The 17,046-nt window shown below is 61.9% G+C and carries 12 protein-coding genes; all 12 read left to right on the forward strand.

Annotated features, from left to right (window positions below; all coding sequences use genetic code 11):
- Positions 1 to 248 precede the first annotated feature (248 nt).
- Positions 249 to 668 (forward strand): MarR family winged helix-turn-helix transcriptional regulator, encoded by a 420-nt coding sequence (locus tag ACP7A2_RS05705; RefSeq protein WP_426133438.1) that lies wholly within the window; start codon positions 249 to 251, stop codon positions 666 to 668.
- Entirely contained in the window at positions 665 to 2,743 is a 2,079-nt protein-coding gene (locus tag ACP7A2_RS05710) for an FUSC family protein (RefSeq protein WP_426133439.1), read from the forward strand. Before ACP7A2_RS05705 ends, ACP7A2_RS05710 begins: the two co-directional genes overlap by 4 nt.
- Positions 2,740 to 2,949: a DUF1656 domain-containing protein gene (locus ACP7A2_RS05715; RefSeq protein ID WP_016969155.1), complete on the forward strand. Its 210-nt coding sequence runs from the start codon at positions 2,740 to 2,742 to the stop codon at positions 2,947 to 2,949. Before ACP7A2_RS05710 ends, ACP7A2_RS05715 begins: the two co-directional genes overlap by 4 nt.
- Positions 2,946 to 3,836: an efflux RND transporter periplasmic adaptor subunit gene (locus ACP7A2_RS05720; protein ID WP_426133440.1), complete on the forward strand. Its 891-nt coding sequence runs from the start codon at positions 2,946 to 2,948 to the stop codon at positions 3,834 to 3,836. Before ACP7A2_RS05715 ends, ACP7A2_RS05720 begins: the two co-directional genes overlap by 4 nt.
- Positions 3,833 to 5,275 (forward strand): efflux transporter outer membrane subunit, encoded by a 1,443-nt coding sequence (locus ACP7A2_RS05725; protein ID WP_426133441.1) that lies wholly within the window; start codon positions 3,833 to 3,835, stop codon positions 5,273 to 5,275. Before ACP7A2_RS05720 ends, ACP7A2_RS05725 begins: the two co-directional genes overlap by 4 nt.
- An 80-nt stretch (positions 5,276 to 5,355) precedes the next feature.
- Positions 5,356 to 5,988 (forward strand): NADH:ubiquinone oxidoreductase subunit N, encoded by a 633-nt coding sequence (locus tag ACP7A2_RS05730; RefSeq protein WP_348062332.1) that lies wholly within the window; start codon positions 5,356 to 5,358, stop codon positions 5,986 to 5,988.
- Positions 5,989 to 6,146: 158 nt separating this feature from the next.
- Positions 6,147 to 7,643, forward strand: a complete 1,497-nt coding sequence (locus ACP7A2_RS05735; RefSeq protein WP_426133442.1) for a YdgA family protein — start codon at positions 6,147 to 6,149, stop codon at positions 7,641 to 7,643.
- A gap of 788 nt (positions 7,644 to 8,431) precedes the next feature.
- On the forward strand, positions 8,432 to 10,912 hold the full coding sequence (gene pgaA, locus ACP7A2_RS05740) for a poly-beta-1,6 N-acetyl-D-glucosamine export porin PgaA (RefSeq protein ID WP_426133443.1): 2,481 nt from the start codon (positions 8,432 to 8,434) through the stop codon (positions 10,910 to 10,912).
- A gap of 12 nt (positions 10,913 to 10,924) precedes the next feature.
- Positions 10,925 to 12,922 (forward strand): poly-beta-1,6-N-acetyl-D-glucosamine N-deacetylase PgaB, encoded by a 1,998-nt coding sequence (pgaB, locus tag ACP7A2_RS05745; RefSeq protein ID WP_426133444.1) that lies wholly within the window; start codon positions 10,925 to 10,927, stop codon positions 12,920 to 12,922.
- A 2-nt stretch (positions 12,923 to 12,924) separates the two neighbouring features.
- Entirely contained in the window at positions 12,925 to 14,265 is a 1,341-nt protein-coding gene (gene pgaC / locus ACP7A2_RS05750; protein WP_426133445.1) for a poly-beta-1,6-N-acetyl-D-glucosamine synthase, read from the forward strand.
- 2 nt (positions 14,266 to 14,267) lie between these two features.
- Positions 14,268 to 14,750 carry a poly-beta-1,6-N-acetyl-D-glucosamine biosynthesis protein PgaD gene (gene pgaD / locus ACP7A2_RS05755; RefSeq protein WP_426133446.1) on the forward strand — a complete coding sequence of 161 codons (483 nt, stop codon included), beginning with the start codon at positions 14,268 to 14,270 and terminating at the stop codon, positions 14,748 to 14,750.
- A gap of 569 nt (positions 14,751 to 15,319) precedes the next feature.
- A complete protein-coding gene (locus ACP7A2_RS05760; protein WP_426133447.1) occupies positions 15,320 to 17,044 on the forward strand; it encodes a ShlB/FhaC/HecB family hemolysin secretion/activation protein in 1,725 nt (574 codons plus the stop codon).
- The last annotated feature ends 2 nt before the right edge of the window (positions 17,045 to 17,046 follow it).

Below are 17,046 nucleotides of genomic sequence, written 5' to 3' on the forward strand. Positions count from 1 at the left end.
CGGCGTGCCTGCCCAATTCGTGGCCGCCTGCCCCGCCGCCATCGCAGGCAAGCCAGCTCCCACACTGATTTTTCAGGGCCGAAAAATCCGCGTCCGAGCTCAAACCCGCTTCACTCACTCACACCCGCCACCACCCATCAAAAATTTGTATCAAAACTTGACGACATTGGATCCATCCACCATATTGATAGTTAGCAAACTAACTGTATGCGAACTATTCAGTGTCTCAAAACCTCGAACAACTCCAGATGAACCTCAGCAGCAGCATGGTGGTGGGTGCGCGTAACTGGCGCAAAATCTGCCAGACCACGCTGGTGAGCTACGGTATTTCCGAAGCCTGCGCCGTGCCGTTGTTGATGATCGGCCGCTTGGGCGATGGTGTGCATCAGGTAAAAGTGGCTCAGGCGTCGGGGATGGAAAGCCCGTCGCTGGTGCGCCTGCTCGACCAACTGTGCGCGGGCGGTTACGTGTGCCGCACCGAAGACGTCCACGATCGCCGCGCCAAGGCCTTGAGCCTTACCGAGCGCGGCCGCGAGCTGGTGCAAGCGGTGGAATCGCAACTGGTGCGTCTGCGCCAGGAAGTGCTGGCCGACATCGCCCGCAGCGACCTTGAAGCCGCGCTGCGCGTACTGCGTGCCTTTGAAGCGGCCGAGGTGATGCCCTCTTGAACGGCTTTTTTACCGGCATGCCCCCTGCGAAAGACTGGTTCTACGGCGTGCGCACCTTCGCAGCGTCGATGATCGCCTTGTACATCGCCATGCTCATGCAAATGCCGCGTCCGTATTGGGCGATGGCCACGGTGTATATCGTCTCCAGCCCGTTTGTCGGCCCCACCAGTTCCAAAGCGCTGTACCGCGCCGTCGGCACCTTCATGGGCGCGGCGGCGGCGGTGATTTTTGTGCCGATGTTTGTGCAGGCGCCGTATGTGCTGGTGGTGGTGATTGCGTTGTGGACGGGCATTTTGCTGTTCCTCTCGATGCACCTGCGCACGGCGAATAACTACGCACTGATGCTGGCGGGTTACACCTTGCCGCTGATTGCGCTGCCGGTTGTGGATAACCCGCTGGCCGTGTGGGATGTGGCAGAGGCGCGCACCGAAGAAATCTTCCTCGGCATCGCGGTAGCCGCTGTGGTCGGCGCAATGTTCTGGCCGCGTCGGCTGATGCCCGTGTTCGACGGCTCGGTGGCCAAGTGGTTTGCCGACGCGCAGGTCTACAGTCAGCGTTTTCTGACCCGCAACGTCGACACTGGAGAAATCAGCACCTTGCGCGGCGGCATGGTTGCCACCTTCAACACCCTCGAATTGATGATCGGCCAGTTGCCCCACGAAGGCGCGCGGCCGCAGACGGTGCGTAATACCAAGGAACTGCGCGGGCGCATGATTCACCTGCTGCCGGTGGTGGATGCGCTCGACGATGCGCTGTACGCCATCGAACACCGCGCGCCGGAGTTTCTTGAACGAATAGAGCCGGTGTTGGAGGCCGCCGCGCAGTGGCTGGAAAACACCAAAGACAGCGCGCCGCTGCAAAGCTGGCGCGTCCTGCGCGATCAAGTCGATGCCCTGCAACCCCAGGGCGAAGCGCTGGATGACCGCCACACGCTGCTGTTCTCCAACGCGCTGTATCGCCTCGGCGAGTGGATCGATTTGTGGCAGGACTGTCGCAGCCTGCAAGCCGCCATCCAGGGCGAAAGCCAGGACACCTGGCGCGCCGTGTACCGCCACTGGCGCCTGGGCCGACTCACGCCGTTTCTCGACCGTGGCCTGATGTTCTACTCGGCGTTTTCCACGGTCAGCGCGATCATCGTCGCGTCGGTGCTGTGGATACTGCTGGGCTGGACCGACGGCGGCAGCGCAGTGATTCTGGCCGCAGTGGCCTGCAGTTTTTTCGCCACGATGGACGACCCGGCGCCGCAGATTTTCCGGTTCTTTTTCTGGACCGCCATGTCGGTGCTGTTCGCCAGCCTGTATTTGTTTTTGGTGCTGCCCAACCTGCACGATTTTCCGATGCTGGTGCTGGCGTTCGCCGTGCCGTTTATCTGCATTGGCACGCTCACCGTGCAGCCGCGTTTTTACCTGGGCATGCTGCTGACGCTGGTGAACACCTCGTCGTTTATCAGCATCCAGGGCGCCTACGACGCCGACTTCCTCAACTTCGCCAACGTCAACCTGGCCGGGCCTGTGGGCTTGCTGTTTGCCTTCGTGTGGACGCTGATCGCGCGGCCCTTCGGCGCTGAATTGGCGGCCAAGCGCCTGACCCGTTTCAGCTGGCGCGACATTGTCAGCCTCACCGAGCCCGCAACCTTGGCCGAGCACCGGCACATGGCCGCGCAAATGCTCGACCGCTTGATGCAGCATTTGCCGCGCCTGGCGCTGATCAACCAGGACACCGGCACCGCCCTGCGCGATTTGCGCGTGGCGCTGAACCTGCTCGACCTGCTGGCTTATTCGCCACGTATCTACGGCGTGCCGCGCGTGTTGCTCAACCAAGTGGTGGAAGGCGTCGGCGGTTACTTCAAGGCGTGCCTGAAAGCGGGTGAACGCTTGCCCGCGCCGAGCGGTCTGCTGATGACCCTGGACCGCACGCGCCGCGCCCTCAACGGGCAGGGCCTGCAGAACGAAGATGACACCCGCCTGCATCTGCTGCACGCGCTGGCCGGTTTGCGCCTGTCATTGCTGCCCGGCGTGGAATTTATTGGCGGCACCGAGATGGACGCGCCGCTGCCTGATGGAGCGCCTTTATGATCGGTGATCTGGACATCAGCGGGGTGTTCCTGCCCACGTTGCTGGTGCTGATGGGCATTACGTATGTGTTGTTTCTGGTGGTGCACGGGCTGTTGACGCGCATTCACTTCTATCGCCTGGTCTGGCACCGGGCATTGTTCAATGTGGGGCTCTACGCGCTGTTGCTGGGCGCGGTGGACTCACTCAGTCGATACCTGATGACATGAAAAAACCTTTTTTGACCATCGGCCGTGTCGTCCTCACGTTGTTGATCGTGACGTTTGCGGTCGTCGTTGTGTGGCGCATGGTCATGTACTACATGTTTGCGCCCTGGACCCGTGACGGGCACATCCGTGCCGACATCGTGCAGATCGCTCCGGACGTGTCCGGGCTGATCCAGCAAGTCGACGTGCGCGACAACCAATTGGTAGCCAAGGGCCAAGTGCTGTTTGCGGTTGACCAGGACCGCTTCAAGCTGGCCCTGCGCCAAGCCCAGGCTGCGCTGGCTGACCGCCAGGAAACCCTGGCGCAAGCCAGCCGCGAGTACAAGCGTAACCGTGGCCTGGGCAACCTGGTGCCGAGTGAGCAACTGGAAGAAAGCCAGTCCCGCGTGGCCCGCGCTCAATCGGCCCTCGCCGAAGCGCAAGTGGCGGTGGACGCTGCGCAGCTCAACCTCGACCGCTCGGTGATCCGCAGCCCGGTGGACGGCTACGTCAACGACCGAGCGCCGCGTGCTCAGGAATTCGTCACCGCCGGCCGGCCAGTGTTGTCGGTGGTGGACAGCAATTCCTTCCACATCGACGGCTATTTCGAAGAAACCAAGCTGGACGGCATTCACGTGGGCATGGCCGTGGATATCCGCGTGATCGGCGACAACGCGCGCCTGCGTGGCCATGTGCAGAGCATCGTCGCCGGTATCGAAGACCGCGACCGCAGCAGCGGCTCCAACCTGCTGCCCAACGTCAACCCGGCGTTCAGCTGGGTGCGCTTGGCCCAGCGGATTCCGGTGCGGATTGCCTTTGATGATGTGCCGGCGGACTTCCGCATGATCGCCGGGCGTACGGCGACGGTGTCGATCATCGGCGATAAGGTCAAAGACGGAGACACACAATGAAGCAGCTGCTGGCAACCGCTGCGCTGGGGTTGTTGCTGTCGGCCTGCCAAGTGGTGGGCCCCGATTACAAGCTGCCGGAAAAGTCCGCCGTGAACCGTGGCGACCTGCAAGGCCCAATCGCGGGCGAGGGCAGCAACGTGGTGTCGGCGCCGGTGCCGGCGGACTGGTGGAAGCTCTACAAAGACCCGCGCCTGGATGAGCTGGTGCGCCAGGCTATGGCCTCCAACACCGACCTGCGCGTGGCCGCCGCCAACTTGCAACGTGCGCGTTACCAGACCGAACAAGCTGAATCCGCAGGCGGCTGGAGCCTTGGCGCCAAGGCCGAAGCCCAACGCTTGCAGGAGTCGGGCGAAGCGTTTTTGCTGACGGAAAAAGTCCCGGTGGGCAATATCGGCAGTGTCGGTATCACCACCTCGTATCAATTCGATCTGTTCGGCACCTTGCAGCGCGGCATTGAAAGCGCCCAGGCAAGTGCGGACGCGGCCCAGGCAGCGGCCGATATTGCGCGCATCACACTGGTCGCGGATGTCGTGCGTTCTTATACCCAAGTGTGCGCGGCCAACGAAGAGCTGGCGATTGCCAACGAGTCGCTTAGCCTGCAAGCCCAGAGCACCAAACTGACCCAGCGCTTGCGTGACGCCGGGCGCGGCGATGAAACCCAGGTGACCCGCTCGCAAACCCAATACAAATCCTTGCGCGCCGACATGCCGCGCTACGAAGCGGCACGCCAGTCAGGGTTGTTCCGCTTGTCGATGCTGCTGGCCAAGCCGCTGGACCAATTGCCGGCGGGCACCGCCAGTTGCGCCGAGTTGCCGCACATCGCTCAGTTGCTGCCGGTCGGCGATGGCGCGACGCTGCTCAAGCGCCGCCCTGACGTGCGCCAGGCTGAACGCCAACTGGCCGCCGCGACCGCGCGGATCGGCGTCGCCACCGGTGCCTTGTACCCGGACATCAGCATCGGCGCCACGGTTGGGACCGTGGGTCTGCTGGATGACCTGGGCACGGCGCCGACCAACCGCTGGGGTTTTGGCCCGCTGATCAGCTGGACCGTGCCGACCAACGGCGCCCGCGCGCGTATCCATGAAGCCGAAGCCGCCACCCAGGGCGCTCTCGCGCACTTCGACGGCGTGGTGCTAAACGCCATCCGCGAAACCCAGACCGGCCTCGCGCAGTACACCGCGCAACTGCAACGCCGGGACGCGCTGGCCGATGCTGGTGAGTCGGCCAAGGAAGCGTCGGAGCAAACGCACCGCTTCTTCCTGGCTGGCCGCGCGTCGTTCCTGGCCGACCTGCAAGCCACCCGCACCTACACGGATGTGCGCGCGCAACTGGCGGCGGCGAACACCCAGGTCGCCATGAGCCAGATCAATCTGTTCCTCGCCTTGGGCGGCGGCTGGGAAAGCGGACGAACGCAAGCGTCACAGCCCGGCAAACCCTGAGCGAAACGCTATGCTTTGTCAGGCGGGCCCCGTGATGGCTCGCCTGACACTGCTCGCGTTTGCTCATGGGGATTCGAATAATGAAAAACCCTTATGCTCCCGCTTTCTGGTGCGTGTTCTTCGCACTGGTGTTGTTATCGGCTGCCTATTTTTACGGCGTCATGCTCGCTCACCAAATCGACACCGCCATGGTGTTTCTCGACAGCGCCTGCCTGGTAATCGGCACCCTGTCCATTGGCGTGGTCGCCTGGGCGTCCTATCAAAATCAACAGGTGAAGCGGCGCTTGCTCGAACAAGGCAAGACCCGCGTGGTGATCTGGGACACCAAGGTCGCGCTGCGCCGTGTTGAAACCGTGTTCGACCGCTACTTCTGGGGCAGCTATTGGCAACCTGGGCGAACGTTTCAGGAAGTGATGGGCGAACTCACCGGCACGCCGCTTGAAAAAAGCCTCGAAGCCCTGAAAAAACAATGTGTGCTGCTCGACAAACAGGTAGCCGACGGCAGGCATTGGCTGAATAACGCGCGGGAATTGTCTGACGTAGCCAACCAAATGGCCCGCGAACGCTACCAACTGGACTTCTGTGACCCCAAGGTCGATACCCCAGGCAATGCGGTGATACACCGCGAGTTTGAGGTGTTGGTGTACACCTGGACGGCACGCCTGAAGAGTTTTGATCACCAGCTTGATGAGATCGAAACCGAGTATTCCTGAGCCGCTGGGTGAACCAACCGCAGGCCAGACCCTCTGAAAAACTGCGCCGTACGCGGCCGCGAGTGCTAATCTTCCCCCGTTTTCGGCGTGCTTGAGCCAACCCCCTCGGGGTTCAAGGAAGACAGCCCACTTCTCACAGGATTTGATCAGGTCACTTCATGAATAAGCCAGCAGTTGTTTTTTTGGGTTTCGTTGTCGCCGTCGGCGCCATCAGTGCAGGCGGCGCCTGGTACACCGGTAAGCAGCTGGAGCCGGTGCTGCAAACCGCGATCCAGAACGCCAACAAAGAACTGCAGACCTCCATGGCCGGCGTCGATGGCTCCGCGAGCCTGGAGTTGGTGTCCCTGGACCGTGGCCTTTTCAGCAGCACCGCTCACTACCGTCTGAAAGGGCATGGCAGTGTGTTCGGTGAAGACAACCCGAACCCGGAGTTGCTGTTCGTCGACCACATCGAACACGGCCCGCTGCCGTTCTCGCGCCTGGTATCGCTGAAATGGTTGCCGGTCATGGCCACCAGTCACTATGAGCTGGAAAAAAACGCCACCACCGAAAAATGGTTCGCTGCCAGCAAAGACGTGTCGCCACTCAAAGGCGTGGCCAACATCGGCTACAACCGTTCGGTCAACGGCAACGTCGAACTGCTGCCTTTGGAGCTCAAGGACGACAAGTCCTCGGTCAGCTTCAGCGGCGCCAACATGGACTTCGACAGCACCGCCGAAGGCCAGAAGGTCAAGGCTGAAGGCTTCATGAACAGCCTCAAAGTCTCGGTCATCGATGCCAACGGTGCACCGTTCGACGCCGAACTGTCCGGCCTGACCGTGGCCAGCAACCTGGAAAAATCCAGCTTTGGTTTCTACACCGGGCAAAACACCGTCGAGCTGACCGATTCCAAGGTCACCTACGGCCCGCAGAAAACCGTGCTGACCTTCAAGGGCTTTGAGCAGAAAGACACCAGCGAAACCAAAGACAACAACCTGGCCGGCCGCGTCGACTACAAGATCGACGAGATTGGTTTCCAGGGTAAGCCCGTCGGCTCGGCCGCCATGGCCCTGAGCATGAAGAACGTCGACATTCCGGCGATGCTGCTGCTGACCAAGCTCTACCAGGACAAAATGCAGCCGGTGCAAGCCGCCGCCGCTGCCGGTCAACCGGTGCCTGAGTTGCAACTGACCGAAGCCGAACAGACCCTGGTCGAAGCCAACGTCAACCAAGTGCTGGCTGCCAAGCCGCAAGTGGCCGTGGAAAACCTGTCGCTGAAAACCACCCACGGCGAGAGCAAGTTCAACCTGATCGTGGACCTGACCAAGCCAGCGTCCATGCAGCTGCCACCGGTTGAACTGGGCAAACAAATGGTTGCCTTGCTGGATGCCAACCTGACCCTGTCCAAGCCGATGATCGGCGACGTGGCCGGCCTGCAAGCGCAGGCGGGTGGCGTGACTGATCCTAAAGCCATCGAGCAGCAATCGCAGATGGCGGCTGAGATGGTCAGCGGCATGGCAGTGGGGACTCAACTGGCGACCCTGGTGGGTACTGATGTGGTGTCCAAGCTGCATTACGCCAACAATGAAGTGACCTTCAATGGGCAGAAGATGACCGTTGAGCAGTTTATTGGGTTTGTGATGGCTAAAGCGGGTGCGGTCAGCGGCGCTCAGTAAGTAGCCAGACGCACTGCATAACCCTGTGGGAGCGGGCTTGCTCGCGATGGCGGTTTGTCTTGGTACATATCCGTTGTTTGGGTAACGGCTGAAATCGGTTCCGCTCTTACAGCGGGTCACTTTTGGAAAAGAGCCCCAAAAGTAACCAAAAGGGCTCTTGCCCCACCACTTGGCACCTCGCTAAGGCTCGGTGTGCCCTCACTCCGGCTTGAATCCGTGGGCCGCCGTGATGGGCCATCCTTGGCCCAGCACGGCTAACCCGGCGTCCTGCCGGGTTACCCACGGCTTCAAGCCTGCGTTCGGCCATCGTGGTTAACGGGGCGTCTCAGATCAAAAGCACGGCGGCCTAGTAGCCGACCTGAGTGGTTGAATCAAAAGCGCTTTTCTTTTAAGAGCAGATTGCGGTCTCCCAGACAAAATGGAGATCCAATTGTGGGAGCGGGCTTGCTCGCGAATGCGGTGTATCAGCTACCAAATCAATCAACTGACCCGCCGCCTTCGCGAGCAAGCCCGCTCCCACAGTTTCGACCGAGTAAGAATTCAATACCTGCACAAATCTGCTCTTCTGTGGGAGCTGGCTCGCCTGCGATGCAGGCACCTCGGTACATCAAGCACACCCACCCACCCACCAATTCTGAACAATTGTTCCGAATTGCCCTTTCTCCCACTTTCCTGAGGGATAGTTCCCACAGGAAAGCTAGGCCGGGTCACTAGACGCCGGCACCCTGATGCGAATTGCTCAGGGCTACCCATCGTTACAGCTTTCCGCGTGTAAGGAAGCTCACGATATGCTGCGAAACCTACCTCTCAGTGCTTCGGGCCGGTTGCGACTGCTCATCGGGGCAGCCTTGTGCAGCCAGTTGCTGATGCCCGCTGTCGCCATGGCCGACCCGGCTTACGATGCCCTGATCATTCAGGCGCGCAACGGCAATTTCACGCCCGCCCTGAGCCAATTGCGCCAGCTTTCCGCCGAACGCCAGACGCCAGGCCAGATCAGCGATCACCTGGTGATTGCCGGGTGGGCCGGGCAAGACGCCGAAGTGCTCAAGGTCTACGAGGCCCAGGGCAAGAATCGCAACCTCACCACTCAGGCGCTCGCCACAGTGGCGCGCACCTATCGCAATCAAAAGCAGTGGCCGCAAGCCCTGGCGGTTTACCAGCAGGCGCTGCTGCGCGAGCCGAACAATATTGACCTGCAACTGGGCCAGGCCCTGACCCAGGCCGACGGCGGCCAAACCGCTGAAGCGGTGCGCCGCACGCGTGCATTGGTCGCCGCCAACCCCAATGACCCGAATCGCCGCATGGCCCTGGGTTATGCGCTCACCCGCGCCGGCCTGAATTACGACGCCCTGTTCGAGTTTGACCAAGCCTTCATCCGCGCCGGCGATAAGCCCGAAGTGGTGCGCGAGTACATCGTCGCCCTGCAAAAAGCCCGCTTGCCGGAACCGGCGCTGCGCCTGTCGGCCAAACACCCTGGGGTGCTCGACGCCGTGACCCAGCGCCGGCTGGAAGGTGACCTCGCCGCCGAGCGCGTGCGCATGGCCGAGTACGCCACGCGCACCGAGAAAGAGCGGTATGTGGTTGCCGACCGCGCCCTCAATGACTACGACAAATTGCTCACGCGCTGGACGCCGGACGCCAGTGCCCATGACGACGTGGTGCGCTGGCGCATCGACCGCCTTGGCGCGCTAAAGGCACGGGCGCGCACCGCTGAGGTGATCCGCGAGTACCAGGCCCTCAAGGGTGAAGGCGTGCAGCTGCCGACGTATGCGCTGCGCTGGGTTGCCGCGTCTTACCTCGACCAGCGTCAGCCGGAACAGGCCGAACCGCTGTATCGCCAGGTGTTGACCGCCCCGGACGCCGACGCCAGTTACCGTGTCGATGACAGCACTGCGCTGTTTTACGCGCTGCTCGAAAGCGACAAAGTCGACGAAGCGCGTACCGTCGCCAACGACCTCGCCACCAGCCAGAAGCCGCGTGTGGAACTCAAGGGCCTGGCGATCGGCAACCCGAATGACAATTGGATGGACGCCCAGCAACTGTCGGCCCAGGCCGGCACTTACGGCGGCGACCTGCAAGGCAGCGAAACCGGCCTTGAAGCCCTGGTGGCCAGGGCTCCGGGCAACGTCGGCCTGCGCCTGGCTCAAGCCGACATGTACCGTGCCCGCGACCTGCCCCGGCGCGCCGAAGGCACCCTCAAGGAAATCGAAGCTCAGGCGCCGCGTGACATTGGCCTGGAAGTGTCCCAGGCCTACACCGCCATGGACCTGCAGGAGTGGCGCCAGATGGACGCGTTGACGGACGATGTACTCGCACGCAACCCGGACAACCGCCAGGTGCAGCGCCTCAGCCGTCTGCGCGATGTACACGACATGGCCGAATTGCGCGTCGAGGCCTACACCGGCAAGAGCTTTGGCGGCGGCAACAATGGCGACGCCGGCGCAGTGGCGGGCAGTCGTGACTGGGGCATCGAAAGTGTGCTCTACAGCCCGCCGATCAACGAAGACTGGCGCGTGTTCGCCGGTGCCGGTTACGCCACCGCCGACTTCACCGAAGGCACCGGCCAGCACCGTTGGCAGCGTGTCGGCGTGGAACAGCGCACCCGCGACATGACCCTGGAGGCCGAAGTCTCCAACCATTCCTACGGTTATGGCGCCAAGCAGGGCGCAGCGGTGTCGATTACCCGTGACATCAATGACAACTGGCAGTACGGCGGCAGCCTCGGCTACCTCCTCACCACTACGCCGCTGCGTGCGCTGAATGACGACGTGACGGCCAATGGCGGCAGCGGCTTTATCCGCTGGCGCCAGAACGAAAGCCGCGAGTGGAAACTGTCGTTGAGCCCCTCGCACTTCAGTGACGGCAACAACCGCCTTGAAGCCTTGCTCACCGGGCGCCAGGGCGTCTACAGCTCGCCCAACGTGCAAGTCGACCTGGGCCTGGAAGTCGGCGCCAGCCGCAACACCAAGGACGACGCGGTCTACTTCAACCCCAAGTCTGACCTCAGTGTGTTGCCCACCGTCACGGTCAACCATGTGCTCTATCACCGCTACGAGACCCAGTGGAGCCAGCAGTTCCAGGTCGGTGCAGGTACGTATAGCCAACGGGATTACTCCACCGGTGGCGTCGGTTTGATCGGCTACGGCCAACGCGTTCGCTGGAACGACGTACTGGAAGCCGGCGCCAACCTGAGCCTGATCAGCCGCCCTTATGACGGCGATCGCGAGCGCGACCTGCGCCTGCTCATCGACCTCACTTACCGTTTCTAGAAGAGCCTGACCATGACTGTTCTCAGCCGTTGCTTATTGGTCCTGGGTGTAATGCTCGCCGGCGCTTGCGCCCAGCAGCCCGCGCCCTACACGCCCCCCGCCGAACGCCCGGTTCCCGCGCGTGAAGCGCCGTGGCCGAAAAACCACTTTCTGGGCATTGCCTACCACGACATCGAAGACCGCGACCCCGATCAGGCGGTGGTGGCGGTGCGCACCGAGCGCTTGATTGACCAGTTGGCCTGGCTGCGCGAGAACGGCTACCAGCCGGTCAGCGTCGACCAGATCCTGGCCGCGCGCAGCGGCGGGCGTGAGTTGCCGCCCAAAGCCGTGATGCTCAGCTTCGACGATGGTTATTCGAGCTTCTATACCCGTGTGCTGCCGATTCTGCGCGCCTATAACTGGCCCGCCGTTTTGGCGCCAGTGGGCTATTGGATCGACACGCCGCTGAACAAACCCGTGGACTTTGCCGGCACACCCCGCGCCCGTTCCGACTTCCTGACCTGGGAGCAGGTGCGCGAAATTTCGAAGTCGAACCTGGTGGAAATCGCCGCCCACACCGACGCCAGCCACACCGGCATCCTGGCCAACCCCCAAGGCAACCTGGAGCCCGCCGCCGCAACCCGTCGTTATGACGCCGCCACCGGCCGATATGAAACCGAAGCCCAGTTCCAGGCGCGCATGCGGGCCGACGTGACGGCAATTACCAATAAACTGCGCGCAGTCACCGGCAAGACGCCGCGCGTGTGGGTGTGGCCTTACGGCGCCGCCGATGGCACCTCACTCGCGGTGGTGGGCGAGCAGGGCTATCAGATGTCGCTGACCCTGGACGACGGCCTCGACGACCTTGCCAACCTCCAAAGCAGCCCGCGGTTCCTGGTGGCTTCCGACCCGGACGGCGAGCATTACGCCAACGCCATCGTCGGCACCCAGTCGCGGACTTCCATGCGCGTGCTGCACGTGGACCTGGACAACGTCTACGATGCCGACCCGGCCCAAGAGGCGCGCAACCTCGATCAGTTGATCCAGCGCGTGGTCGACATGGGCGCCAGCACCGTGTTCCTGCAAGCCTTCGCCGACCCCAAGGGCGACGGCCTGGTGCACTCGCTGTACTTCCCCAACCGCCACCTGCCGGTGCGCCAGGACTTGTTCAACCGCGTGACCTGGCAACTGCGCACCCGTGGCCATGTGGCGATTTACGCGTGGATGCCGGTGCTCAGTTTTGCCCTCGACCCGGCCTTGCCGCGCGTGACGCGGTGGGACCCGAAAACCGGCCAGGTCGGCATCGACCCGGACCAATACAAACGCCTGTCGCCGTTTGATCCGAAGGTGCGTCAGCAAATCGGCGAGATCTACGAAGACCTGGCTCGCAACACCTCGATTGATGGCGTGCTGTACCACGACGACGCGTTGTTCTCCGACTTTGAAGACGCCAGCCCCGCCGCGCTCAAGGCCTACGCCGCCAATGGCCTGCCCAACAGCATCGCCGCACTGCGCGCCGACCCGGCCGTGATGCAACGCTGGACCCGCTTCAAGAGCCGCTACCTGATCGACTTCACCGAGGAGCTGACCGCCAAGGTTCGCGCTGTCCGTGGGCCGCAGGTACAGACCGCGCGCAACATCTTCGCCGAGCCGATGCTCAACCCGGCCAGCGAAACCTGGTTCGCGCAGAACCTCGACGACTTCCTCCAGACCTACGACTGGACCGCGCCGATGGCCATGCCGTTGATGGAAGGCGAGACGCTGAAGAACTCCAACGCCTGGCTGGAAAAACTCGTGGCCACCGTCAAGGCAAGGCCCGGTGCATTGCAGCGCACCGTGTTTGAACTGCAAGCCAAAGACTGGCGCACGAAAGACGCGCCAAACATCGACGGGGCGCAGATGGCCGAATGGATGGGTGTACTCAAACGCCAGGGGGTCAGGAGCTTTGGCTACTACCCGGATAACTTCCTGGAAAACTCCCCGGACCTGAAGACGGTACGTCCGGCCCTTTCCAATCAATGGAACCCTTGACCATGTTCGACAGAATCCTGGCTTTATTCGTGTTGGCGCTGGTATTGGGTGTGCCCCTGGGCCTGATATTTCTGGTCACCGGGCAGTTCCTGATGGACTTCGTGTTCTTTTACCCGCTGTTCATGTCAGCGCTGTGGATCGCCGGCGGCCTGTACTTCTGGCTGCATTGGGAGCGCCACTGGCCGTGGAAGGAAGACACGCCGGCGCCGACCCTGGCCGGCGAACCGCTGATCTCGATCATCGTCCCTTGCTACAACGAGGGCGACAACGTAGCCGACACCATTCACGCGGCGCTGGGCCAGTTGTACCCCAACATCGAAGTGATCGCGGTCAACGACGGCTCCAAAGACAACACTGCCGAAGTGCTCGATGCCCTGGCCTTGCAGCACCCGCGCCTGCGCGTGTTGCACCTGGCGCAAAACCAGGGCAAAGCCGTGGCGTTGCGCATGGGTGCCGTGGCCGCGCGCAGTGAATACCTGGTGTGCATTGACGGCGATGCCTTGCTCGATAAAAACGCAGCGGCGTATATGGTCGCGCCAATGCTCGATAACCCGCGTCTGGGCGCCGTGACCGGCAACCCGCGTATCCGCACGCGTTCGACCTTGATTGGCCGCGTGCAGGTGGGCGAGTTCTCCTCGATCATCGGCCTGATCAAACGCACCCAGCGCGTGTTCGGCCGGATCTTCACGGTGTCGGGTGTGGTGGTCGCGTTTCGCAAGAAGGCGTTGGACCGCATCGACTACTGGTCCACCGACATGATCACCGAAGACATCGACGTCAGCTGGAAACTGCAACTGGACCACTGGAGCATCTTCTACGAGCCGCGCGCGCTGTGCTGGATCCTGATGCCCGAAACCGTCGGTGGCTTGTGGAAACAACGCCTGCGCTGGGCCCAGGGCGGCGCCGAAGTGCTGTTCAAAAACATCCGGGGTATCTGGCAGTGGCGCCATCGCTACCTGTGGCCGCTGCTGTTCGAGTACTGCCTGTCCACCGGCTGGGCCTTCACCTTTTTGCTGTCGGTGATCTTCTGGGGCATGGGCAAATTCATGGTGCTGCCGCAAGCGATTGCCGTGGACTCCCTGATGCCGCCGGCGTTTACCGGCCTGGTGCTGGCGATGGTTTGCCTGCTGCAATTTGCGGTGAGCATTCTGATCGATCGGCGCTACGAAAAAGACCTGTGGAAAACCCTGTTCTGGACCGTGTGGTACCCGATGGTGTTCTGGCTGGTCAGCTTGTTCACCACGCTGGTCAGCTTTCCCAAAGTGCTGTTCAACCAGCACCAGAAACGCGCGCGCTGGGTCAGCCCGGACCGCGGTATTAAACCCAGCCAAGAGGAGGCGTGATCATGAAACTGGTTAGGACTCGCCAAAACCCGGTGATGTGGATCGTTGATGTGCTGTTGACGGTACTCGCGTGGGCCGGGTTGATCTGGCTGCTGGCCCGCGGGATGAGCGCCATGCTCGAAACCCACGGCGGCCCGCGCCTGGACGCGCCGATTTTTGCCGCGCTCAATACCTTGCAGACCTACCTGTGGATTGCCGTGTTCAACGCGCTGATCCTCATCAGTTGGGCACGCTACCAGCAGCGCCGAGGGCGCAAGTTCGCCCAGCGCCGCGCCGAGGCCAATGCGCTCAGCGACAAGAGCCTTAGCAAAAGCTTCAACCTGGGCGACGGCCACCTGGAACAATTTCGCAAGCCCGGTGTGTTGGTGATCCACAACGACGATGAAGGCGGTGTGGAAGATGTTAAATCCCAGGTGTCCCGCGACGTGGAACGCCCTGGCCTGACCCTGGTGCCGGGCGCCGAAAAAGACCAGAGCGCCGGCTGAGACTGGTTTTCCCTTGTAGACAGCGCCGTTGTGGCGAGCGGGCTTGCCCCGCGTTGGGCTGCGCAGCAGCCCCAGTAAAGAAGCATGCGATGTATCTGACACACCGTGGAGGCTGGTTTTGGGGCTGCTTCGCAGCCCAGCGCGGGACAAGCCCGCTCGCCACAGGGAGTTTCGACAGCCTTTGAAGATTGTGTAGATACCCAAGGCCATCGCAGGCAAGCCAGCTCCCACACTCTGCTTGCCTTGCCTGGTATTGCGATAAATGGGATCCAATTCACAAAACGCCCGAGAACTTTTCTGCATTCCTCGGCACTAACCTATCTCGACGCGTACTTGATGGCTAAATAATGGCTCTCAATGGGCAGTTCGTCGAATCGCTATCAAAACAGTTGCCGCCTGTCGGAATAAAACTTCCAGTAACAGGTTGTAACTCTTTTTTGATAATTGGTTTTGTTTACTTATCAACGGCTTGCGCAATTTTTTAGCGCGAATGACCGCCTGGTCCAGCGTCTTGGACCCACGGAAGTTCGATGTTAGTTTGCCGCCCCTTGATTATCGATGGATCGAACATGTCTTCGTTATTACCACGGACTCGGTACTTGCTGTGCACTTTCCTGCTCGCTTACCTGAGCCTGAACAGCGCCATGGCCGCCCCCACGCCTGGGGATCAAGACTTGATCCGCGACCGGCAAAACCGCCTGCTCGAAGAGCAGCAGCGCCGTCTTGAAGAACTCAAGGACCTGCCCGGCAAAGAGGCCAAGCCTCAAGCCCCGGCTGCGCCCGTGGACGCCCGTTGCTTCCCCATCAAAGACATCGAACTCAAGGGCGCCGACAGCCTGCCCGCGTCCGACCGCGAGCGCCTGCTCAAGCCTTACGTTGGCCAGTGCCTGGGCGTGTCGCAGCTCAATGAACTGCTCAAGCAGATCACCGATTACTACATCGCCAAAGGTCGCGTTACCAGCCGCGCCTACCTGCCGCAGCAGGACCTCTCCAGCGGCCACCTGCAGGTGTTGGTGGTCGAGGGCAAACTCGAAGCCTTGAAAGGTGCCGAAGGCAGCAACGTGACCGACCGCGAACTGGCCATGGCCTTTCCCGGCAAGGTTGGCGAAGCGCTCAACCTGCGTGAAGTCGAGCAACTGGTGGACCAGTTGAACCGCCTGCCATCAAAACAGGCACAAATGGAACTCACCCCCGGCAGCCAGATTGGCGGCAGCGACGTGGTGGTCAAGAACACCCCGCAAAAGCCTTGGCGTGCCAGCCTCTCGCGCAATAACGACGGCCAGAAAAGCACCGGCGAACAGCAATGGGGCGCTGGCCTTGAGTGGGACAGCCCGCTTGGCCTGGCCGACCAACTGGTGCTGCGCGGCGGCCACGACGGTGTCAGCGACCATCAGAAAACCTCGAAAAACAGCATGCTCTACTACAACCTGCCGTGGGGCTGGTGGAACTTCAGTTACACCTACAGCGAGAGTGATTACCGCGCCGTGGGCGAAACGGACACCTTCAAGTTCAAGCAGTCGGGCGACAACGAAAACCACCAGTTTCGCGCCGAGCGGGTGATCCACCGCGACGACGTCAGCAAAACCTCGCTCAACGCCGGGGTCGCGCATTTGCGCACCAACAACTACATCAACGATGAGCGCCTCGGTACCAGCAGCAACCGCCTGAGCGAACTGCAACTGGGCATCAACCACGGCCGCCGCATCGGCACGGCCTTCGTCAACGTCGACCTCGGCATGCAAAACGGTATCGGTGCCTTCGATGCGCAGAACAGCCATCAAGGCCGTAACCAGTTTGACGATCTGAACCCCAACCCGCGCTACCGCAAATACACCGCCACCGTCAGCTACCTGCAGCCTTTTTCGTTGTGGGGCGAGTCGTTCAGCTTTTCCAGCCTGGCCACCGGCCAACGCAGCGAAGACGTGCTGTTCAGCCCGCAGCGCATGAGCCTCGGCGGCTCATCCTCGGTACGCGGTTTCAAAGACCAGCAACTCACCGGCGACAGCGGCGGCTACTGGCGCAACGACGTGCGCTGGGCCCGCCCAGTGACCTGGGACTGGATGCGCCCAGCCTTTGCCGAATACGGCGCCAGCGTCGGCTACGACCAGGGCGTGATCAGCAACGGCCGCTACAACGGCGAAGTGCACGGCCGGGTCTCGAGCAACTCCTTGGAGCTGTTCGCCCGTGGCAAATACGTCAGCACCAGCGTGACCTTTGCGCATTCTTTGGAACGCCCGGCAGTGATGAGCGAGCGCGAAGCGCCGATCTACTTCCGCATGGATTTCTTCCTGTAATT

This window comes from Pseudomonas sp. PWP3-1b2, from assembly GCF_049896045.1.
Lineage (GTDB): Bacteria > Pseudomonadota > Gammaproteobacteria > Pseudomonadales > Pseudomonadaceae > Aquipseudomonas > Aquipseudomonas antarctica_B.

Coding starts and splice junctions, on each gene's coding strand:
- ACP7A2_RS05705 (WP_426133438.1), top strand. CDS start 249: ATGAACCTCAGCAGCAGCATGGTGGTGGGTGCGCGTAACTGGCGCAAA.
- ACP7A2_RS05715 (WP_016969155.1), top strand. CDS start 2,740: ATGATCGGTGATCTGGACATCAGCGGGGTGTTCCTGCCCACGTTGCTG.
- ACP7A2_RS05720 (WP_426133440.1), top strand. CDS start 2,946: ATGAAAAAACCTTTTTTGACCATCGGCCGTGTCGTCCTCACGTTGTTG.
- ACP7A2_RS05725 (WP_426133441.1), top strand. CDS start 3,833: ATGAAGCAGCTGCTGGCAACCGCTGCGCTGGGGTTGTTGCTGTCGGCC.
- ACP7A2_RS05730 (WP_348062332.1), top strand. CDS start 5,356: ATGAAAAACCCTTATGCTCCCGCTTTCTGGTGCGTGTTCTTCGCACTG.
- ACP7A2_RS05735 (WP_426133442.1), top strand. CDS start 6,147: ATGAATAAGCCAGCAGTTGTTTTTTTGGGTTTCGTTGTCGCCGTCGGC.
- pgaA (WP_426133443.1), top strand. CDS start 8,432: ATGCTGCGAAACCTACCTCTCAGTGCTTCGGGCCGGTTGCGACTGCTC.
- pgaB (WP_426133444.1), top strand. CDS start 10,925: ATGACTGTTCTCAGCCGTTGCTTATTGGTCCTGGGTGTAATGCTCGCC.
- pgaC (WP_426133445.1), top strand. CDS start 12,925: ATGTTCGACAGAATCCTGGCTTTATTCGTGTTGGCGCTGGTATTGGGT.
- pgaD (WP_426133446.1), top strand. CDS start 14,268: ATGAAACTGGTTAGGACTCGCCAAAACCCGGTGATGTGGATCGTTGAT.
- ACP7A2_RS05760 (WP_426133447.1), top strand. CDS start 15,320: ATGTCTTCGTTATTACCACGGACTCGGTACTTGCTGTGCACTTTCCTG.